Below are 20,618 nucleotides of genomic sequence, written 5' to 3'. Positions count from 1 at the left end.
GCCCGTAGCAATCGCCTGAGTACTAGGGTTTGGACCCAGCAGACACGATTTGCCCCGAGGTCAATCCGCTTCGCCGGACTCGCGCGGCGGGGGAACCGGCAGGTCCGGAACCGGCACGGCCACGGACGTAGCCTCCGCAGGCATGAAGGCTTCGGGCGCAACCGTCGCAGGCGCCGCGCGGACCCGGCTGCGCACGAGCATCACGCCGGCCAGCAGGAACAGGCCGGCAGCGGCAACGCCGAACAGGGCCTGCGGCCCGCCGAGGCTCATCGCCACGCCCGACATCACTGGCCCGATCACCGAGCCTGCCGCCCAGACAAAAAGAATGCCGCTCATCACCTGCGGAATCCGGGCGGGCCCGGCGCGGTCGATCGCGTGGGCCGCGCAAACGCCGTAGAAGGCGAACGCGCCTGCGCCCCAGAGGCCAAGCAGGGCGAGCACGACCGGTTCGCTGAACTGCGTGCCCCCGGCTGCAAGCGCCAGCGCCGCCGCGCCCGAGAACAGCGACAGGCCGGCGACCACGAGGCGGCGCTCCACCTTGTCGGAGATCCGCCCGGCCGGCCATTGCACCATCAGCGCGCCCGCGGCAGCCGCAGCTGCCGCCATGGCCGCCGCGCCGGTTCCGCCGCCGCCGATAGCAAAAGTGCTGGTCCAGGTGGGCAGCAGGGCCAGCGTGCCCGTGTTGAGCAGTCCGGCAAGGAAGCAGCCGGTCACGGCTGAGGGGGCGAGCCGGAAAAGCTCGAGCGGCCGCATCACCTCCCGCTCCGGCGGCGCAGGCTCCGCCTGCCGGGTCAGGCAGAGGGTGACGAGAGACATGCAGAGCAGGATCGACACCCAGTTGAGGCCGCGCGGATCAAGCGCTGAGAGGCCGAAAGCGAGGAAAGGCGCAAGCAAGCCGGCGATACGGGACAGGAAATAGTAGAACCCCATCATGTCGCCGCGCCGGTCTTTCGGCACGGCTTGCCCCAGCCAGCTTTCGGCGCTCGCAAACAACAGGCCGAAGCCGATGCCCTGCATGATGCGCGCAGCGCCCCACGCCGCGATGCCTGGTACCATGCCCATCACAAGGGCGCAGACAGCTGTGATCGCGGCCGCAGCGGCATACAGCCGGATCGTGCCATAGCGGCCCAGCAAGGCGGGCCCCAGCCAGGCACCCGCCATGAACCCCGCCGAGTAAACCGCGCCGACAAGGCCGGTCAGCGTTTCGCCGGCCTTGAGTTCGCTGAGTCCGACCGGCGTGATCACCCCCATGAAACTGGCCGCCGCCTGCATGAGGCAGATCGCAAGGATCAGCGTGATCACATTCCGGTAGTCTGACATATGTGTCCGGGTTCAACGGAACTGGGCCGTCAATTCCCGAACTGTCTCGCCGGAGTTGGCGTGGATCGCAAGGTTCACGGAGCCGCTGTCCCAGTCGATATTGATCGCGCCATAATTCTCCGGGGGATACCCCTCCCCGACCTGCGCGCGATCCGTTTCCGTCGTCGTGGTGGCGAAGGCGACGTTCATGGAGGACGCTGTGATCTCGTAGGCCGGATAAGGCAGAGCCGCATCATCACGATAGAGGAATGCCGTGTGCCGGTCGCCGGAGACGAAGACCACGCCGTTCGCATCCGTCTCACGCACCAGGCGGTAGAGGCGCTCCTGTTCTTTCGGCAGGCGCGACCATGCTTCCCAGCCATGCCCGTCGGTCGGCAGAACCTGAACGGAGGACACGATCAGGCGCAAGTCCGCCGGATCCTGCAGCCGGTTTTCCAACCAAGTCCACTGGTCATTGCCCAGCATGTCCTGATCGGGATCGGTCGATGGAATGTAGCGCTCCTTGCCCTTCTTGTTCCATTCGTCTGTCGGCGTCAGCGGCGAGCGGAAGAACCTCGTGTCGAGCATGATGATCTGCACGCGCTTGCCCTCCGGGCCGAAACTGCGCGCGTAATAGGTGCCGGGCCAGGCGCCGACGTCCTCGTTCTCGAGGCCCCAGAAGCGTTCATGGATGCGCTCGGCAAGGCGCCGGAAGGGAAACTCGCGTCCCGCATCATTGGCGCCGTAATCATGATCGTCCCACGCCACCATCATCGGAAACTTCTCGCGCACAAGACGGAAATCCTCCCGCGCCGCCAGATCTCGGAAACTTGCGCGCAGCTCGTCCAGTTCCGGCTGGTTGTTGACGTAAGCGGGACCATCGCGATCGCCGTAGACATTGTCGCCGATCATCAGGAAAAGGTCTGCGGCTTCAGCCGCAACCGATCGCATTGCCGCGCTGTCGCCCTTCTCCTCGTCGAGGCAGGACGCAACGAGGATGCGCGTCAGAACCGCATCTTCCGCCGGCAGCGCCGGGCCGGCGGGCGCGCGCGGATAGAAACTGTCGGGCAGCGTGCGGTAATAGGCTTCGAGCGCGTCTTCGGCGCTCTTCGGCGCAAAGGCCTTGCCGACCAGCGGCAACTCAGCAGCCGTCTGGCACCCTGTCAGCAGCGCGGCAGCAGCCACGGCAGCAATCATGCGTCTCATCGAAAAAGCCTCCTCAGGTGTTCTCCCTGAGAAGGCTTGTAACGGGGTTCTGCGACAGCCGTAAGGCTCATGCCGTGAAGAAGAGGTGCCACATCAGCCGGCCTGGCAGGAAGCTGAACAGGCCAGCAATCATCAGGCCGCCCATGAACAGGCCCGTCATCACCTTGCGATGCGCGGCGATGTTCCGCCGCCGCGCCGCCGCCAGCCCCATCGGCAGCACGATCAGCGTCCAGCCGGAGAGGAGATGGATGACGCTGTAGCTGTCGCCATTGAGGCCGGTGAGCCAGAAGGAGCTGACCGCCGTCACGGTCATGGCACCGACCCAGGAGTAGCCGAGCGCGCGGTGGAGACCGTTGCCCTTCAAGCCCAGCAACAGGACGGACCCGATGATGAATGAGAGCACAGCCCCCGCAATATGCGCCTGCAGGACAGGCGGGATACGCAGCAGCGGCGACAGGTCGATGCGCAGCTGCACCGGCCCCATATCCTCCGCACCGAGCATCGTGTGACTGATGACGGCGTAGAGGATGACCATACCGGCCATAAGCAGCTTGTAGGGATGCTGCCGGCGCAGGCGAAGCAGGGGCGAAGAGGCTTGGGCAAGGGCGGTCATGGCGGGCTCCCGGGAGGAAACGGTCAGTTGAGCGTGATCGTCTGGACGGCGCCGCCGGCGCTGTATTCGAAGGCGGCATCCGCCCAGCGCGGCGGTCCCATGCGGACTGGGGCATCATTCGAGAAGCCGTAGGGTTCCGACGGCATGCCGATCAGGTTGCGGTCGAGTTTCCCGTTGCCGTTCACGTCGTGATAAAGCTTGACGCCGTATGTGCCGGGCGCGACGCCCTCGAAGCTGATCCGCACCGTGTCGCCTGCAACTTCGGCAGCAACGCCCTGCAGGGACTTGTTGGCGGCAAAGCCATTTGCATCGAACAGGGCGGCATACACCTTGCCTTTGGCGGTCTTGATGTTGGTGATGTCGATGGTCAGCGTATCGGCGCTGGCGGCGGGTGCAGCCACGATGGCGAGCGCGAGGGCGGCGGCGGAGAGGAAGCGGTTCATGGTCATGTCCTTTCAGGGTTCGGGCCGGGATCGGCCGGGGTTGATGAGGACAAGGTGCTGGGCCGCGCCGGGGGCTGCCACACGGATTGCGTATTGCGGCTGGAGTCCTTCGCGAAATGCAGCCAAAACCGTTCGCGAAGCGCCAAATGCAGGGGGGGTGCGGCTTGCGTATCGCGATTGACTGGCAGAACCGGGCCCGCGAACTCGGCGTCTACGCCGCCATCGGCCTGTTCCTCGCCTTCATCGAACCCTATGACGCGACAAGGGGCCTGCCCTTCTGGGCGGCCTTCCTTTATTGGACCGGCCTGATCATCACGGGCAGCCTGTCTGGCGAGGTTGCCCGGCGCGCCTCCACCCATGTCTGGCCGGATATGCCAACCCCTGTCCGGCTCGCCCTCATTTCCGTCGCCTCTGCCGCCGCTGTCACGCTGGCGATCTATGTCATCGAGCGCCTGCTCAACAGCCGCCAGATTCCGCTGGAGTTCATGCCAACCCTGTTCGGGCTGGTTTGGGTGATTTCAGCCGCCATGACCGGTATCGGCTTCATGATGGACCGTTCCATCCTGGCGCCGCCCCCGACCGCGCAGGAGGGGGCCGGACCGGTCGAGACATTCCTCTCCCGCCTGCCCCTGAAGTTCCGGAAGGCCGAGCTTTATGCCGTCTCGTCCGAGGATCATTACCTGCGGGTCCACACGAGCGTCGGCGAAGAACTGATCCTGATGCGGCTGGCCGATGCGCTGCGCGAGCTCGGCGAAGCGGACGGTTTGCAGGTGCACCGCTCCTGGTGGGTCGCAAAATCCGGGGTCAGGGACACGCGCCGCGACGGCGGCAAGCTGAGCCTCGTTCTCGTCTCCGGCAAACTGGCGCCCGTCTCGCGCACCTATCTTGCCGCCGTGAAGGAAGCCGGGCTGTCCGCCTAGGCGACGAGATCGGTGACCGGTTCGGTCGAGATCAGCAGCTGTTTCACGAACTCGATATGGCTGCGCAGGCGGTAGAGATCGTCCGTATAGGAGAGCGGCACATCCAGCTTGCCGATCTCGACCTGCAGCTTTTCCAGCTCTCTCTGGACGCCGTTGCGTGCATGGCCGCGCGGCAGGGCCCTGCCCTTCGCCTCGAGCGCGCGCAGGTCCTTGTACCAGACATAGATCTTCCGGCGCACGCGCCAGCGATAGATCGGCGGCGCCGCCCGCACCAGCGGGAAGCCAAGCGTCAGCAGCGGGATCGCCAGTACCCAGGCCCGGTCAAGAAAGTTTGCCACCGCGAACGGGAAATACCGGCGCAGGAAAGACGGCCCGTCCTTGTAATGGCGCGCGACCTGCTTGCTGACCGGCAGGTCTGCGTCCTGCATGTTCGGAAAGCGGCCTGCAGGCGAGAACACGCTCCGCTTGCCGTGAATGGTCAGCGCGGCATCGAGCAGCACTGATTCAATGGCCGGGTGGATATCTCCCTGGACAGCGAGCTGGGCCACCGCCGCCACCAGGGGAATGTCCGAGGACGGAACATTCCCGCCGACATCGGCAACACCGCGGATCAGGGTCACGGCAGACAGACCGGCCTCGCGCCGTGCGATGGCTTCGGCGCGGTCAAACCGCATCAGGCGAACGGCGGGATTGCGCATCAGGGCCTGCACATAAGGCGCCTCCGGCGAGGCGGCAAAGGCGGCAGCGTCAATCTGGCCGGCAATCAGGGCCGCTGTGGCTTCACCGGTCGGCAGGGTCTGGCGCGCCGCAGCCGGCCAATCCCCGCCATAGGCCTGCTGCAATGTGGTGGCGAGCGCGCGGGTGCCGGAGCCTTCAGGTCCAATCGACAGGCGCAGTGCGCGAAGGTCGCCGAACTCCTCAGCGGCCACGCCGCTGCGAACGAACACCCAGAACGGTTCCTCGAACAGGCCGCCAAGCGAGTGCAGCCGGGCCTCTTCCTCCGGCCCTGACAGGCCGCCCTGCACCAGCGCCAGATCCGCCTCGCCGGCCATCAGCAGGGACAGGTTCTCGATCGAGCCAGCCGTGTCGACCAGTACGACCTCGATCCCCTGCTCTCCGAGCAGGCGCTGATACTCTTCGGCATAGGCATGATAAGCGCCGCCGGGTGCACCGGCCGCAAACCGGATCTGCTTTGGCGGCGCCGGGTCCATCAGCATGAACGCCACGATGAACCCCAGCAGGGCCAGCGCGATCACCGGCGCATAGATGCGCCATGCTTCACGGGGCATGTTCGTCCCTCCCGACGCGGGCGCGAAGCGCAGCCCTGATGTTCCATAAGGCGGAGCGGCGCCCGGCCGCAACTGCTTCAGGCCTTGTGGTAGGGCGTTCCGGCCAGAATGGTCATTGCCCGATAGACCTGCTCGGCCAGCATGGCGCGCACGAGCCGGTGCGGCCAGGTCTGCGCCCCGAAGGCAATGGACTTCGACACGGCGCGGCGCACATCTGCGGAAAAGCCTTCCGCCCCCCCGATGAGGAACACTGCATCGCGCAGGCCTTCATCGCGCCAAGCCGCGAGGCGCCGGGCAAGTTCGGTGGAAGGGATGTTCTCGCCCGCTTCATCCAGGCGAAGGCACCGGGCTCCTTCGGGGAGACGGGCCAGCAACCGGACCCCTTCCGCCTCGAGCCCTCCGCCGCTGGCTACTTCAGCCTCGTCAATCGCGCGAAAGCCCAGCTGCCGGGCAAGTGGCAGTGTGCGGCTGATATAATCGTCGGTAAGGAGACGCTCAGGCCCGTCCTTCAGCCTGCCAACCCCGAGGAGGGTGAGCCGCATGGATCAGGAGGCGCGGACGCGCGGGCTGGCGGGATCGGAAACCCAGATCTTCTCGAGATTGTAGAACTCGCGAACTTCCGGGCGGAACAGGTGGATGATCACATCCCCGGTATCGATCAGAACCCAGTCCGCATTCGCCATGCCTTCCACGCTGGGCGTACGCCCGGTCAGGCGTTTCGCCTCCTGCGCCACATGGCTGGCAAGCGCAGAAACGTGGCGCCCGGAGCGGCCGGACGCGATGATCATGAAATCGGCGAGGGATGATTTGCCCTGCAGGTCGATGAAGGTCAGGTCTTCGGCCTTGTCATCTTCGAGGGCTTTGGAAAGCGCCTCAGCGAGCGCACGGATTTCGGCGATCGAGGCGTTCTTTGGGGGCTCAACCCGGTTCTTGGCGGATGGCAGGGCGACGATTCCTTCTACGGCTGACGCTCAATTCTTAACATGCACCGGCCCCGGCAACCAGCAAAAAGGCAGTAGCGGGTGCAAAGGCCGGTCTGTTCATAAGCTATACAGGGTTTCATTTGGAAAGTGCCCGAGTTTCGCCCTATCTTGCGTGTAATGAGACTGGGTCCCCCACGAGTATCAGGAAACCTCCCATGCGTAGCTTCCTCGCCGTCACCTCGCTGTTGGCCACAGTCACTCTGACCGGTTGCGCCGCCGCCGTTCTCGGCACCGCCGGTGCCGTCGGCTTGACGTCCGTTCAGGAAAAGACCCTCGGCGAGGCGGTGGATGACGCCACCACCTCCAACGAGATCAAGGCTAAACTTCTGAATGAAAGCGGCGCTCGGTTCGCCGAAGTGGATGTCGAAGTCGCCAGCGGGCTCGTGCTACTGTCCGGCCGCGTGAATGCGCCGGAAGACCGCACCTATGCCGAAGGGATCGCCTGGAGTTCGTCCCGCACCCTGGATGTCGCCAATGAAATCCGGATCGAGCCGCCGGGCGGCTTCTTTGCCAATGTCTCGGACGAAATCATCACCGGCCGGGTCCGCGCCCGCCTGATCGGCTCGTCCTCGGTCAAGAGCGTCAATATCAATGTCGAGACCTATGACGGTGTCGTCTATCTGATGGGCATTGCGCGCACGCCGCAGGAATTGCGCACGGCCGCCGAAGAGGCGAGCCTTGTCGGCGGGGTCAAACAGGTCGTCTCCTATATCCGCCTGCGGGAAGCCGCCGCGCGGCAGGCCGCCCCGATCCGTACCGAAGCGCCGGCCGCGCCGCAGCCGGCCCCCACTTATCAAGCGCCCCCTGACGCGTCATATACAACCGAGCCGATGCCTGAACTGCACGGCGCAAGTTTCGACCCAGGAAGCCGCTGACACGCCTGTGAGCCTTCCGCCGCAACGGGAGGCCATCCGCGCGTGACGCTGCAAATCGCCATTCAGATGGACCCGCTGGAGCGGGTGAACATCGACGGGGACACAACCTTCGCCCTCGCCGAAGTTGCGCAGGCGCACGGCTATGCCCTGTTCGTCTACGGCCCGCATGATCTTGCCTGGTCTGGCGGACGGGTGACCGCGCGGGTGCGGCCGGCAAAGGTGCAGAGGGTGCGCGAGACGCCCGGCCTGTTCGGAGAGACCCGGACGCTGGATCTTGCGAAAGATGCTGACGTCATCCTGATGCGCCAGGACCCGCCCTTCGACATGGGCTACATCACGGCCTGCCACCTGCTGGAAGCCGTTTCCGGCGAAACCCTCGTGGCCAATGATCCCACCGGCGTGCGTTCCAGTCCCGAGAAGATTTTCCCGCTGATGTTTCCAGACATCATGCCGCCAACGCTCGTGACGCGCGACCGCGCCGTGATCGACGCTTTCCGCTCCGAGCACCGCGACATCATCGTCAAGCCGCTCTACGGCCATGGCGGCGCCGGCGTGTTCCGCCTCACTTGGGAAGATCCGAACCTCGACTCGCTGCTGGAGATGTTCTTCAGCCGCTCCGGCGAACCGGTGATGGTGCAGGCTTTCCTGCCGGCGGTCTCCGAGGGGGACAAACGCATCATCCTGATCGACGGTGAAGCCGTGGGCGCGATCAACCGCAAGCCGAAGACCGGACAGGTGCGCTCTAATCTCGTGGTCGGCGGCACCGCCGAGGCGACCGAGCTGTCTGCTGCCGACCGGGCGATCTGCGAGCGGATCGGACCGGAACTGAAACGCCGCGGATTGATCCTGACCGGCATCGATGTGATCGGCGGCCGGCTGACCGAGGTGAATGTCACCTCCCCCACAGGGCTGCAGGCCCTGAAACGGCTGTCAGGCATTGATGCCGCTGCCAAATTCTGGGACGTTGTGGAAAGTAAGCTTGCGGCGCGGGGCCCGTAGCGTCATTCTGGGGGTATGTTGATGAAACCGGTCACTGCCATTCTGTTCCTGTCGCTCGCCGCTGCGGGCACCGCCTGTTCTGATGCCGGAACGGCGAAAGCCGCCGCCAGCGCCGACGCGCCCGTCGAAACGGCCTCGGCCGAGCCCGAAGTAAAAGGCAAGCTGAACCTGAATATCGGGCGCACGACCGAAGACCGGGGCGGCCTGATCGTGTCCGGCAATACCGGCAATTCCAATGGCCTGCTGATTTCGCCCAGCTCGAGCGGCGGCAATTTCAAGGATGTCGAAGGGCTGGACGTCCAGCTCAGCGACTCAGCGGACGACCTGCTCGATACGCCCGCCAAGTCCGATGAAGACGAGATCATCCGCCTGCCGGAATAATCCCGCTCAGCCGGACAGGCTTTCCTGTTCCAGCCAGTCCCTGCAGACCGACACCGCCTGCGGCAGCAAGTCCGGGCGCTCGATATAGTAATGATCCGCCCCCTGAATATCCCGGTAGGCTTTCCGGGAATGGCCGACCGCATCGAACAGCCGTTTCGCATGGCTCGGCGTGCAGGCAAGGTCGGCCGTATTGTTGATCACCAGGACAGGGCACGAGACGCGCGAGGCATTGCCGAGCCCGTCCGCATGCGTCGTGTCATAGCCCCATTGCGAGAGCCATGAGCGTAGCGTGGTAAACCGTGCGAGGCCGACCGGCCCATCATTCGCAATCCGCGGCTCGCCGAGATAACAGGTATAGGGGCGCCGGTCGGACGGCTCCTGCGCGGGGTCTGTCCAACACACACTCGCCATCGTTCCGTGCACGGTGAAGGCGCGCTCCATTGTCTGCTCGCCCCTGCGCCGGAAGTCCGCCAGCGTGTCCTGCACCCAGGCGGTGATGCGCCGGTTGCGGGCAATCTGCGCCGCACGGTAGCGGGCGACAAAATCCTCCGTATAGGGAGGCTGCGCCGGGTTGGCGGGATCGTAGATATTGAGCGCCGGATCGCGGTCAAAGGGGCGCGCCTCATCTGTGATCGAAGGGTCCATCCATTCCGTCAGCGTGATCGCGCGGCTGACATGCGCGGCGAGCAGCATGATGCCATCGGCCGGCGGCAGAGCCTTCTTCGTCAGGTCATAGGGATCGCCCGCCGGTGTCTCGGTGATCGTCGGGCGCTCGGCCTGATCCTGGTAAAACAGAGAGAGTGATCCGCCTCCGGACCATCCGCCGAGGATCACTCGCTTGTAGCCGAGCCTGCCCCGCGCATGCTCGATACACGCGCCGAAATCGGCGGCGCACTTCTCCATGATCAGCGCTGTGTCGTTGCCCCGGTAGCGCGTGTTGCAATAGATCACATGCTGGCCACCGCGCGCGAGGGCCGAGACAAGCGGCAGGAAGGAGCCCCCGCCGATCGGGTGGGAAAAGATGATGACGCTCTCGGCTTTGGTGCCTGCCGGATAGATGCGCATGCACTCGACCGGCACGGTATCGCCGGCCCCGCCATAGACATCCTTGAAGCTGGAAGGGTCCTTGTGCAGCACCAGATAGGGCTCCCGCACGATTTCCGCTGCGCCAACTGCCATGCTTGCCTCCTTGCCCCGTTTCGCTGTGAGGTGCAGATTATTGGACAAGGCGCCCCTGTCCATGCGGGCCGCAGGGTCAAGGGAGGACATGATGATCAAGGCCAACGGCATCCACCATATCGCGATCATGGCGGCCGACATCAAAGAGCATATCGCCTTCTTCTCGGATGTGATGGGCTTCCAGCTCTCCGCCCTGTTCGACATGCACGGCGTTCCGGGCGGCATGCACGCCTTCCTGCACATGGACGATCATTCCTATTTCTCGGTCGTTCAGCTGCCGGCGGTGAAAGACATTCCGATCGAGCTGGGCGTGACCCATGCCGGCACAGGCGCCGGTCCGTCCGCACCCGGAACGATGCAGCACCTCGCCTTCCGGGTGAACACGCTCGACGACCTTCGCGCCATCCGCGACCGCATCCGCACCAAGGGCGTCAACGTCATCGGCCCGCTCGACCATGCGATGTGCCATTCCATTTACTTTGCCGGGCCGGACCATCTGACGCTTGAGGTCGCCTGCTCCACCGTGCCGATTGACCCGCGCGCATGGATCGACCCTGCCGTCGTCGAGCGCGCCGGAATCACCGCGGCAGAGCTCGAAACCTTCGTGACCCCGGACCCCTATTCCGGCGAAGGCGGGCGCGTGAAACAACCCCCCTATGATCCGGCAAAACCGCATCAGGCCTATCCGGAGGCGATGTACAAGGCGATGCTGGCGGCGCCCGACGAGGCGATCCTCGTCGCCACGAAGTTCGAGCCGCCGGTAAAGGTTACCGCCTGATCCGGCGGCGCGAAGCCGCCTGAAATGCACGCAGCAGTCGCATCTGGCCCGCCGGTTGCATTGTCCAGCGGCGGACAATTCTGTCCGGGGCTGGAGACTTCTGCCGTGTCACGCGACGACACATCGCCCGCGCATGAAGCGCGCAAGCCGACCGATGCAGACCGCGTCGTCGGCCAGCGTCTGCGTCAGGGACGCCGCGAACTCGGCATGACGCAGGAAACGCTCGCGGCAACGCTCGGCGTTACCTTCCAGCAGATCCAGAAATACGAAGCCGGCCATAGCCGCATGTCGGCGGGCCGGTTGCTCGAAATCGCCGTCGCCATCGGCCGCCCGGTCAGCTGGTTCTACGAACCGTTCGAGATTGCCGAAAACCCCGACACGCTGCGCGGGCGCGATCTGCAGGCGCATGACCTGAAACGCGATGCGCGCCGCCTGGTCGATGAAATCGCCGATCTCGAAAGCCTGCAAGCCGCCGTGCATGTGTTGCAGGCGCTCGCCCTGCGCCCGCGCTAGGCGCGCTTGGTCATTTCCTTGAGATCGTAGAGCAGCTGCAAGGCTTCGCGCGGAGTCAGCGCATCGGGATCAATGGCTTCCAGTTTCGCGAGCAGCTGTTCTGCCTCAGGCGGCAAATCCGGCTCTGCTAGTGAAGGCGCGGCGGCGAACAACGGCAGGCTTTCCGCAGCCGATGGGCCGGCTTCCAGTTGCTTCAGAATCTGCGCCGCGCGGCTGACCGCACTCTTTGGCAATCCGGCAAGGCGCGCGACCTGCACCCCGTAGGATCGGTCGGCAGGGCCAGCTTGAACCTCGTGCAGGAAGATCAGGTCCTGCTTCCATTCGCGCGCCTTCAGGCTGGCATTCGCCGCGCCGGGAAGTTCGGCGGCGAGCGACGTCAGTTCGTGGTAGTGCGTCGCAAAGATCGCGCGGCACTTCGTCTGTTGCAGCAGATGCTCCACAGCCGCCCAGGCGATGGCAAGGCCGTCCCAGGTCGCCGTGCCGCGACCGACTTCATCGAGGATGACGAAGCTGTCGGCGGTCGCCTGATTGAGAATGGCGGCGGTCTCGACCATTTCGACCATGAAGGTCGAGCGGCCGCGCGAGAGATCGTCTGATGCGCCGACGCGGCTGAAGACACGGTCTGCAAGGCCGAGGCGAAGCGAGGTTGCGGGCACGAAACATCCGGCCTGCGCGAGGATTACCGCGAGCGCGGCCTGTCGTAGATAGGTCGACTTGCCCGCCATGTTGGGGCCGGTGACCAGAAGGAAGCGCGGCGCAGTCTCCGCAGACGCGTCAAGGGACAGGGCATTGGCGGTGAAGCCCTTCCCTTCCCGGCGCAGCGCGGCCTCGACGACCGGATGGCGCAGGCCTTCGGCCTCGAACACCGGACGCGGATCAATCACCGGACGCACAGCGCCCGCCTCGTCCGCCCAAACGGCCTGCGCCGCTGCAATGTCCACTTCGGCAAGCGCAGCGGACACGTCCGCAAGCGCGCCGCTCTGCGCCGCCACGCGCGCACAGAAACCCTCGAACAGGCCAAGCTCGATCCCGCGCGCTTCGTCTTCCGCCCGGCTGATGCGGCCGGCGAGTTCGGCAAGTTCCGTCGTCGAGAAGCGTACCGCGCCCGCCATAGTCTGGCGGTGGATGAAAGTTTCCGCCAGCGGCGGTTTCATCATCGGGTCGGCGGCGCGCGCCGGCACTTCGATGAAATAGCCGAGCACATTGTTGAACTTGATCTTCAGCGCGGAGACACCCGCCTCCTCGGCATAGCGTGCCTGCATCGCGGCGATGATGCGGCGGCTGTCTTCCCTCAGTGCACGCACATCGTCGAGGCCGGCATTCCACCCCGCCGCAATGAACCCGCCATCGCGCGCCAGCACCGGCGGCGTTTCGACAATCGCTTTGGTAAGATCGGCAGTGAGCGCAGCAAGGCCAGTCTCAGAGCCAAGGCTGAGGGTCGCTGCGGCCGCCGCGAGTTTCGCTGGCAGCCTGCCTGACGCGGCCAGAAGCCGCGCGCTGGCAACGCCCGCCTCCAGCGCCTTGGCGAGCGCTTGCAGGTCGCGCGGCCCGCCGCGTCCGAGGCTGAGGCGCATGGCGGCGCGTTCAAGGTCGGGCGCGGATTTCAGCGCCGTGCGCACATCCTGAGTCAAAGCCCGCGCGTCCGCGAAGAAGCTGATCGCATCATAGCGCGCCGCAATCTCATCGGCCTGCCGCGATGGCCGCGACAGGCGCGAGGCGAGAAGCCGTGCGCCGGGCGCAGTGACGGTGCGGTCGATCGCAGCGAGGAGTGAACCTTCCCGCCCGCGCGTAAACGAGCGGTCAATCTCGAGGCTTGCCCTTGTTGCCGGATCGATCAGCAGCGCGCCGCCCGTCTCCGCCCGCTTCGGCACGGTGAGGCGCGCCGGACTTCCGGCCTGGGTGAGTTTCACATAGTCGAGCAGCAGACCTGCCGCGGCGAGTTCGGTCTTCGAGAAATTGCCAAGCCCGTCGAGCGCGCCGACATCGAAGGCTTCCTTCAGCAGCGCCTCACCGGTTTTCGCATTCGCCGCGCGGGCCGGGCGTTCCGTCACCGGCGCGGTCAGGATGTCCGCAAGAGCGACCACCACCGCCCGGTCGCGGTCTGCCTCCGTGATGACAAGCTCGCTCAAGGGCCAGGCGAGCAGCGCGTCGGCAATCCGGGCAGGCTCCAGCGCGGCGAGTTCGAACAGGCCCGTCGAGACATCGCAGACCGCAATCGCCGCCTCGCCCTGCCCCGAGAAGGCCAGCGCGGCCAGCGCCTGTCCCTGCCGGGCGGGCAGCAGCGCTTCCTCTGTGAGCGTTCCCGGCGTGACGATCCGCACAATCTCGCGGCGCACGATTGACTTGGAACCGCGCTTTTTCGCCTCCGCCGGGCTCTCGGTCTGCTCGCAGACCGCCACCCGGCACCCGGCCTTGATCAGGCGGGCGAGATAGCCTTCGGCGGCATGATAGGGCACGCCCGCCATCGGGATCGGCTGACCGTCATGTTCGCCCCGCGCGGTCAGGGTGATGTCGAGAATGCCCGCTGCCGTGACGGCATCGTCGAAGAAAAGCTCGTAGAAATCCCCCATCCGGAAGAACAGGAGCGCATCCGGATGTGCCGACTTTATCGACAGGTATTGTGCCATGAACGGCGTCGGTTCAGCAGCAGGCACAGGTTTGGGGGCGGTATCCGGCATGGCGCGGCACGCTAGCCGCTCGGGCGGGGATTCGCAAAGCCGGAACGCCGCGCCTGTGCGGAATTGGCTGTTGGCAGGCGCACCGCAGAGGCCTAGACGAGGGGCAGGACCGAACAACGAAAAGTTTTGCCATGACGACGCAGCGCCCGAGCTTCACCGATCAGGAAGCCCTCGATTTCCACTCGACCCCGACGGCCGGGAAGATCTCCATGATCCCGACCAAGCCGATGGGCACGCAGCGCGACCTGTCCCTGGCCTACAGCCCCGGTGTGGCCGTCCCCGTGCTCGCCATCGCGGGCAATGAAGACCTTGCCTATGACTACACCTCCAAAGGCAACCTTGTGGCGGTGATCTCCAACGGCACGGCCATCCTCGGCCTCGGCAATCTGGGGCCGATGGCCTCCAAGCCGGTGATGGAAGGCAAGTCTGTCCTGTTCAAGCGCTTCGCCGATATCGACAGTTTCGATGTCGAGGTGAACACGACCGACGCCGAAGACTTCATCCGCACCGTCCGGAACATCGGCGCCACCTGGGGCGGCATCAATCTCGAGGACATTTCCGCGCCGGACTGCTTCATCATCGAGAGCCGCCTGCGCGAAGAACTCGACATCCCGGTCTTCCATGACGACCAGCACGGCACCGCAATCATCGCCGCTGCCGGCCTGATCAATGCCTGCCAGATCACCGGCCGGAAAATGTCGGACGTGAAGGTCGCTGTCTCCGGCGCCGGCGCGGCCGGCCTGTCGGTCGCGGGCCTCATCCGTCATCTGGGCGTGAAGGCCGAGAACATCCTGGTCTGCGATACCGCCGGCGTCGTCTATGAAGGCCGCACCGAGAAGATGGACCAGTTCAAGTCCGCCTTCGCCGTGAAGACCAAGAAGCGCACCCTCGCCGAAGCGATGGACGGCGCCGATGTGTTCATGGGGCTTTCCGTCAAGGGCGCCGTGTCGAAGGACATGGTGAAGTCGATGGCGAAGAACCCGATCATCTTCGCGATGGCAAACCCCGACCCGGAAATTACGCCGGAAGACATCAAGTCCGTGCGCAGCGATGCGATCATCGCCACCGGCCGCTCCGACTATCCCAACCAAGTGAACAACGTTCTCGGCTTCCCCTACATCTTCCGCGGCGCGCTCGATGTGCGCGCGCGCGGTATCAATGAGGAAATGAAGGTCGCCTGTGCCCGCGCGCTCGCCGAGCTTGCCCGCGAAGACGTGCCGGACGAAGTGGCCGCCGCCTATCATGGCGCGCGCCCGACCTTTGGCCGCGACTATATCATCCCGACCCCGTTCGATCCGCGTCTCATCAGCTTCATCCCGCCCTTCGTCGCGCAGGCCGCAATGGATACCGGCGTCGCCCGCAAGCCGATTGCCGACATGGACGCCTATCGCCGCAGCCTGGTGCGCCGCGCCGATCCGTCGGCTGCCTTTCTGCAGGGCGTGCAGGCGCGCTGCCGCGAAGTGCAGCGCCGCATCGTGTTTGCCGAAGGCGAAGAGCCCGCAGTCGTGCGCGCAGCCTGGAGCTTCAAGAACCAGGGCCTCGGCCATCCGATCCTGATCGGGCGCGAAGCGCAGGTGGAAGCGACGATGGAACAGATGGGCGTGCCCGCCGGCGCGCTCGACATCATCAACGCGCGCCTCTCCGACAACAATCCGGTGTACACGGACTTTCTGTATCAGCGCCTGCAGCGCAAGGGATACCTGAAGCGCGACGTGCAGCGCCTCGTCAATCAGGACCGCAACGTGTTCGGCGCCTGCATGCTGAAGAACGGCGATGCCGACGGCATGGTGACCGGTGTAACCCGCGCCTATGACGTGGCCCTAAAAGATGCGCTGCTGGTGCTTGATCCGCTGAAAGGCCAGGCCGTGATCGGCATGTCGATGGTCATCAACATGGGCAAGACGATCTTCATCGCTGACACCAGCGTCAATGAACTGCCCGATGGAAATGCACTCGCCAATATCGCACTGGAAGCCGCCCGCGCGGTGCGTGCGATGGGCTTCACGCCGCGCGTTGCGTTCCTGTCCTACTCTACCTTCGGCAATCCGATGGGCGAGCGCGGCGACAAGGTGCGCGATGCGGTCTGCATCCTCGACCGCACGCCGGGCATCGACTTCGAATACGAAGGCGACATGAATGCCGACATCGCACTGAACCCGAATCACAAGCTGCTCTACCCGTTCTCGCGCCTCAGCGGCCCGGCGAACGTGCTGGTGATGCCGGCCATCCATTCGGCGTCCATCGCGACGAACCTGCTGGAGCAGATGAGCCGCGCAGTGGTGATCGGCCCGATGCTGCTCGGCCTTGAGAAGCCGGTGCAGATTGCGCCGCTGGGCGCGACAGTGGGCGATATCGTGGACCTCGCCGCGCTGGCAGCCTTCGACATCGACAGCGTTCACACCGCCTGATGCCGTCAGGCTGCCGCTTCAGCTTCCGGTTTCGGCAAGCGTGACAGGCGCAGCCATTCGGCTGCTGCCAGCACGACCGCGACACCGCCGAGCCAGAAGGTGATGATGAACACGGAGTAATAGCCCTGCGTCTCGATCAGGCCGCCGAGCCATGGGCGGCCAAGCGTGCCGACAAGCATCGTCAGCGAGGCGAGCAGCGCATACTGCACGGCGGCAAAGCGCGGGTTCACGACAGATGTGAGATAGGCAACGATGGCCACGCTGGCGAATCCGCCCGCGAGATTCTCGCCCGCAATCGCCAGCATCAGGCGCGCCATGCGCTCGCCCGCTTCTGCGCCCTGCCCTTCCGGCGATATCTGCGCGGCCCATCCGGCGAAGGTTCGCAAGGGGTCGGCGATATAGGCCCATTCCATGAAGGCATCGATACTCATGCCCCCGCGCGACAGATCTGCGAAGAGAAGGTTCGTCGCCGCAGCAAGAACCGCGCCGATGATCAGCACAGGCATGCGCCCGATGAAACCGATGATCACCGCGCCAATGGCGGCGCCGGCGATGGTCATCAGCACACCGAAGAATTTCGACGCAACCGCAACATCCGCCATCGTGTGGTGCAGCGCGCCGAACCGGTCATCCAGGTAGAAAGGATAAGCAAACGAGCCCCAGACCGAATCCGTGAAGCGGTAAGTCAGCGCCAGCAGCAGCACCAGCAACGCGCCCCATTTCAGGCGCGCGATCAGGTCCATCAGCGGATCGAAGATCGAGCGGAAGACGACGCGAAGGATGCGCGTTCCCGTCGCCTCGCCTGCCGGCGTCGCCGGTACTTCGCCCGGCACGGCGCCATGACGCAGCAGGAGGATCAATGCGCCCAGCGCCGGAAGGATGACCGTGAGGCCCACAATCCACGGGCCCTGCTGGGTAACGAACGCACCGCCCTTGGGCGGTGGCACCTGCGTGAACGAGGCGACCACGAAGAAGGCGATCATCAGGAAGGCCGCGATCCAACCGCCCGCAACCAGCAACGCCGCAAAGCTGCGCTCACGCGCCGGAACGCCGGGTTCGAAACTGAGGCGCGCGCCGCCTTTGACATCCGGCGCTTCCGGTTCCGGCGCAAGCATTGTGCCGGAGATCGAGATCACCATGACGATGGCAATCATCACATAGACCGCAACCCAGCCATAATACTGCGCCATCAGGAGCGCGAGGAAGCCGGTGATGAAAACCGCGATGCGATAGCCGAACTGATACAGCGCAGCCATCAGGTCCTTGTCTTCTTCGGTGCGCGCCACTTCGATGCGCCAGGCGTCGAGAACGATGTCATGCGTCGCCGAGGCGAGCGCGGCGAACAGGGCGATGAAGGCGACGAGGCCGATATTTTTGCCGGGGTTCGAGAAGGCGAGCAGGAAGAGAAGCGCCGCGATCAGCAGCTGCAGGCTGAACAGCCATGTGCGGCGCGGGCCGAGGAACGGGAACGGGTGCGAGGCTTTCTGGAAAGCCGGCGACCAGAGGAACTTGAACGCATAGCCAATGGTGACGAGAGAGAGCACGCCGATTTCGGACGGCGTGACGCCTTCCGTCGTCAGCCAGGCATTCAGTGTACCGAGCACCGCGCCATAGGGCAGGCCGGCGGCGAGCGCGAGAAGGAACATCGCCGCCATCCGGCGGTCCTTCATGGCCTTCAGTGCACGGACGAACCGCGGCGTCTCCTTGACTTCTGCCGCGCTGGCAACCGCTTCGCTCATGCTGCTCCTGCCTGTTTTCCTGCGCCCCTTGTCCAGTGCAGCGCCAGCGAGCGCAGCGCTTCGGCGTCCAGCGGCTTTGCGGCCACGCCGCTGGCGCCTGCTTCGCGCGCGCGCCGCTCGATATCCGGGTTGATCTCGGCCGAAACGGCAATCACTGGCGCTTCGAATCCGGCAGCCCGCAGGCGCCGCATGGCTTCAAACCCATCCATCACCGGCATGCGCAAATCCATCAGCACCAGACAAGGCTCCATCCGCGCCGCCGCTTCCAGCGCTTCGCTTCCGGTGGCCGCCACAGTGACGTTAAATCCGGCCGATTCCAAGGCGCGGCGTGCAATCAGCGCATTTACAGGATTGTCATCCGCGATCAGCACGCGGCCTTCGCCGGTCGTCAGCTCGCTCTCATCGGCGGTAAGCCGGCCTGCGCGGGCAAGCAGGATGCGCTCGGCGACCGAAGCGAGGCGCAGCGGCCGCACGAGCCAACCCTGACAGCCAAGTTCCCTGAACCGGGCAATCGCGCCGCGGTCTTCCGGGCGCAGCACGACCAGCGCGGGCGCCTGCCGTGCGAGTGAGGCGACGATGGCTTCGGGCAGGTCCGCGCCGATCAGCACGACATCGATTTCGGATGGAAGCGTGCCGGCGGAAAGGTCAATCTGGTGCGCCGCAAGCCCCATGCCTTCGAGCGCGGCGGCGAGCGAGAGCGCGGTTGCCGGCGGCAATCCCGCAAGACCGACACAGCCGTCAAGGCGGGCAAGATCGTGCAGCGGCGGAAGGGCGGCGCGTTTCAGCGGCAGTTCGAATGTGAAGGTCGCGCCTTCGCCCGGGCTTGAGGCGACGTTGACCTTGCCGCCGAGCAGGTCGGCGAGGCGTTTGACGATGGCGAGGCCGAGACCGACGCCGCCTTCGCGGTAAGCGTCGGCGGTCGAGGACTGGCGGAAGGCTTCGAACAGGCGCACCTGGTCGGCCTCGGAAATTCCAGCGCCGGTGTCGCGCACATGGAAGGCTAGCCCGCTTACGAGCGGCTCGACATCGACGAGGACGGAACCGCGCGAGGTGAATTTGAGGGCATTGCCGACAAGGTTGAACAGGATCTGCCGGATACGCCCGGCATCACCTTCGAATATCGGCATCGGCCATTCGAGCCCGCGCACAGCGAGATCGAGCCCGGCTGCATGGGCGCGCGGCGAGAGCAGCTCGGCGACTTCCCGCGCGAGGCGCAAGGGGCAGAAACTTTCCGTTTCGATCTCGACGGCCGAGGCATCGAGCCGCGCATAATCCAGGACGTTGTTCAACAGATCGAGCAGGCGCGCGCCGGAGAGGCGGATAGTTTCGGCATATTCGCGCTGCGCCGGCGACAGCTCGGTTTCGAGCAGCAGCGAGACTGTGCCCAGAATCCCGTTCAGGGGCGTGCGAATCTCGTGACTGGCGGTCGCGAGAAAGGCCTGTTCGGGCGTGTTCGCGCCCGGAGGAGTGCCGGAAGAAGACGTCATGACCCCGCCAAGCTAGACGAGGGACATGAGCAGAGCCTTAACCGCAACCTACCGAGCCAAGGCCGGGTTTCCGGATGCCGGGGCGCTGTTGGCTGGCCGGTGGCGATAGCTGAGCGCCTCGGCCACATGCACCCGCCGGACCGCGTCCGACCCATCAAGATCGGCGATGGTGCGGGCGACTTTCAGGACGCGGGTATAGCCCCGGGCGGTGAGGGAGAGTTTTACGGCTGCATCCGCTATCAGCGCGGCACCCGGCCCGTCGGGCTGGGCATAGGTTTCAATGCCTGAGGGCGGCATGTCGGCATTCACCGGACGCCGCCCCTCGCCGGCTGATTCGAGGCGGGCGAGCTGCACCTCCCTCGCTTTCGCAACGCGGGCGCGGACTTCGGCAGACCCTTCGGACGGCGCCGGAAGGCTGAGATCGATGGCCGTGACCGGCGGAGTTTCGTAGAAAAGATCGATCCGGTCGAGGAAAGGGCCGGAAATGCGCGACTGGTAATCCTGCGCGCAGCGGGGCCCGCGCGTACAGGCCGCTGCCCCCGGCCCTCCCCCGCAGCGGCAGGGGTTCATCGCGGCAACGAGCTGGAACCGGGCGGGATAGCGCACATGCCGGTTGGCCCGCGCGATCACGGCTTCGCCCGCCTCGAGCGGCTGGCGCAGGCTGTCGAGCACCTGGGAGGAAAATTCCGGTAACTCATCCAGGAACAGCACGCCGTGATGGGCGAGCGAAACCTCGCCGGGCTTCGCCTTGATGCCGCCGCCGACAAGCGCGGCCATCGAGGCGGAATGGTGCGGCGCGCGGAACGGGCGGGCGCGCGAGAGCTGGCC

The 20,618-nt window shown here is 65.5% G+C and carries 19 protein-coding genes; 7 read left to right on the top strand and 12 right to left on the bottom strand.

The features are described 5' to 3' along the window. Positions 1-60 precede the first annotated feature (60 nt). From ACK4TE_RS13145 to ACK4TE_RS13130, 4 genes are all read right to left on the bottom strand, one after another. Positions 61-1,320 carry an MFS transporter gene (locus tag ACK4TE_RS13145; protein ID WP_409911984.1) on the bottom strand — a complete coding sequence of 420 codons (1,260 nt, stop codon included), beginning with the start codon at positions 1,318-1,320 and terminating at the stop codon, positions 61-63. 12 nt (positions 1,321-1,332) lie between these two features. Further along, the gene (locus ACK4TE_RS13140) at positions 1,333-2,505 is read right to left on the bottom strand and encodes an alkaline phosphatase D family protein (RefSeq protein WP_409911983.1); all 1,173 of its coding nucleotides are present in this window, start codon (positions 2,503-2,505) and stop codon (positions 1,333-1,335) included. A 67-nt stretch (positions 2,506-2,572) separates the two neighbouring features. Further along, positions 2,573-3,118 carry a DUF2306 domain-containing protein gene (locus tag ACK4TE_RS13135; protein WP_409911982.1) on the bottom strand — a complete coding sequence of 182 codons (546 nt, stop codon included), beginning with the start codon at positions 3,116-3,118 and terminating at the stop codon, positions 2,573-2,575. 23 nt (positions 3,119-3,141) lie between these two features. After that, a complete protein-coding gene (locus ACK4TE_RS13130; protein WP_409911981.1) occupies positions 3,142-3,561 on the bottom strand; it encodes a DUF2141 domain-containing protein in 420 nt (139 codons plus the stop codon). A gap of 164 nt (positions 3,562-3,725) precedes the next feature. On the opposite strand from ACK4TE_RS13130, the gene ACK4TE_RS13125 reads away from it, so the two are divergent. Further along, complete coding sequence (locus ACK4TE_RS13125; protein ID WP_409911980.1) at positions 3,726-4,481, top strand: LytTR family DNA-binding domain-containing protein; 756 nt, start codon at positions 3,726-3,728, stop codon at positions 4,479-4,481. On the opposite strand, the gene ACK4TE_RS13120 is transcribed toward ACK4TE_RS13125, so the two are convergent. From ACK4TE_RS13120 to rsfS, 3 genes are all read right to left on the bottom strand, one after another. Further along, positions 4,478-5,770 carry a TAXI family TRAP transporter solute-binding subunit gene (locus ACK4TE_RS13120; RefSeq protein ID WP_409911979.1) on the bottom strand — a complete coding sequence of 431 codons (1,293 nt, stop codon included), beginning with the start codon at positions 5,768-5,770 and terminating at the stop codon, positions 4,478-4,480. The genes ACK4TE_RS13125 and ACK4TE_RS13120 overlap by 4 nt on opposite strands. Before the next feature lie 77 nt (positions 5,771-5,847). Next, a complete protein-coding gene (locus tag ACK4TE_RS13115; RefSeq protein WP_409911978.1) occupies positions 5,848-6,312 on the bottom strand; it encodes a 23S rRNA (pseudouridine(1915)-N(3))-methyltransferase RlmH in 465 nt (154 codons plus the stop codon). Positions 6,313-6,315: 3 nt separating this feature from the next. Further along, on the bottom strand, positions 6,316-6,660 hold the full coding sequence (gene rsfS, locus ACK4TE_RS13110; protein WP_409911989.1) for a ribosome silencing factor: 345 nt from the start codon (positions 6,658-6,660) through the stop codon (positions 6,316-6,318). Between the two features lie 248 nt (positions 6,661-6,908). Here rsfS and ACK4TE_RS13105 point away from each other — a divergent pair, with 248 nt between their 5' ends. Genes ACK4TE_RS13105 through ACK4TE_RS13095 form a run of 3 tightly spaced genes read left to right on the top strand, consistent with a single transcriptional unit; the run spans position 6,909 to position 9,008 of the window. Then, positions 6,909-7,628, top strand: a complete 720-nt coding sequence (locus ACK4TE_RS13105; RefSeq protein WP_409911977.1) for a BON domain-containing protein — start codon at positions 6,909-6,911, stop codon at positions 7,626-7,628. 42 nt (positions 7,629-7,670) lie between these two features. Continuing rightward, the gene (gshB, locus tag ACK4TE_RS13100; RefSeq protein WP_409911976.1) at positions 7,671-8,627 is read left to right on the top strand and encodes a glutathione synthase; all 957 of its coding nucleotides are present in this window, start codon (positions 7,671-7,673) and stop codon (positions 8,625-8,627) included. A gap of 21 nt (positions 8,628-8,648) precedes the next feature. Beyond that, the gene (locus ACK4TE_RS13095) at positions 8,649-9,008 is read left to right on the top strand and encodes a hypothetical protein (RefSeq protein WP_409911975.1); all 360 of its coding nucleotides are present in this window, start codon (positions 8,649-8,651) and stop codon (positions 9,006-9,008) included. A 6-nt stretch (positions 9,009-9,014) separates the two neighbouring features. Here ACK4TE_RS13095 and ACK4TE_RS13090 read toward each other — a convergent pair whose 3' ends face one another. After that, positions 9,015-10,187 carry an alpha/beta fold hydrolase gene (locus ACK4TE_RS13090; protein ID WP_409911974.1) on the bottom strand — a complete coding sequence of 391 codons (1,173 nt, stop codon included), beginning with the start codon at positions 10,185-10,187 and terminating at the stop codon, positions 9,015-9,017. A 91-nt stretch (positions 10,188-10,278) separates the two neighbouring features. Between ACK4TE_RS13090 and ACK4TE_RS13085 the strand changes: the two genes are divergently transcribed. Next, positions 10,279-10,965 (top strand): VOC family protein, encoded by a 687-nt coding sequence (locus ACK4TE_RS13085; protein WP_409911973.1) that lies wholly within the window; start codon positions 10,279-10,281, stop codon positions 10,963-10,965. 105 nt (positions 10,966-11,070) lie between these two features. After that, positions 11,071-11,478 (top strand): helix-turn-helix domain-containing protein, encoded by a 408-nt coding sequence (locus tag ACK4TE_RS13080; protein ID WP_409911972.1) that lies wholly within the window; start codon positions 11,071-11,073, stop codon positions 11,476-11,478. Here ACK4TE_RS13080 and mutS read toward each other — a convergent pair. Then, a complete protein-coding gene (gene mutS, locus ACK4TE_RS13075) occupies positions 11,475-14,156 on the bottom strand; it encodes a DNA mismatch repair protein MutS (RefSeq protein ID WP_409911971.1) in 2,682 nt (893 codons plus the stop codon). The two genes, ACK4TE_RS13080 and mutS, sit on opposite strands and share 4 nt — an antisense overlap. A 131-nt stretch (positions 14,157-14,287) precedes the next feature. Between mutS and ACK4TE_RS13070 the strand changes: the two genes are divergently transcribed. Beyond that, positions 14,288-16,564: an NADP-dependent malic enzyme gene (locus ACK4TE_RS13070; RefSeq protein ID WP_409911970.1), complete on the top strand. Its 2,277-nt coding sequence runs from the start codon at positions 14,288-14,290 to the stop codon at positions 16,562-16,564. Between the two features lie 5 nt (positions 16,565-16,569). Here ACK4TE_RS13070 and ACK4TE_RS13065 read toward each other — a convergent pair whose 3' ends face one another. From ACK4TE_RS13065 to ACK4TE_RS13055, 3 genes are all read right to left on the bottom strand, one after another. Then, complete coding sequence (locus ACK4TE_RS13065; RefSeq protein WP_409911969.1) at positions 16,570-18,303, bottom strand: AmpG family muropeptide MFS transporter; 1,734 nt, start codon at positions 18,301-18,303, stop codon at positions 16,570-16,572. Then, the gene (locus tag ACK4TE_RS13060; protein WP_409911968.1) at positions 18,300-19,790 is read right to left on the bottom strand and encodes an ATP-binding protein; all 1,491 of its coding nucleotides are present in this window, start codon (positions 19,788-19,790) and stop codon (positions 18,300-18,302) included. Before ACK4TE_RS13060 ends, ACK4TE_RS13065 begins: the two co-directional genes overlap by 4 nt. A gap of 48 nt (positions 19,791-19,838) precedes the next feature. After that, positions 19,839-20,618, bottom strand: a 780-nt coding sequence (locus ACK4TE_RS13055; RefSeq protein WP_409911967.1) for an ATP-binding protein, incomplete at its 5' end; no start/stop codon positions are given.

It is taken from the genome of Hyphomonas sp. (genome assembly GCF_046313975.1).
In the GTDB taxonomy this organism is placed as follows: domain Bacteria; phylum Pseudomonadota; class Alphaproteobacteria; order Caulobacterales; family Hyphomonadaceae; genus Hyphomonas.
The sequence above is the reverse complement of the archived record's forward strand: the minus strand, read 5'-3'. Positions and strand labels throughout refer to the sequence as shown.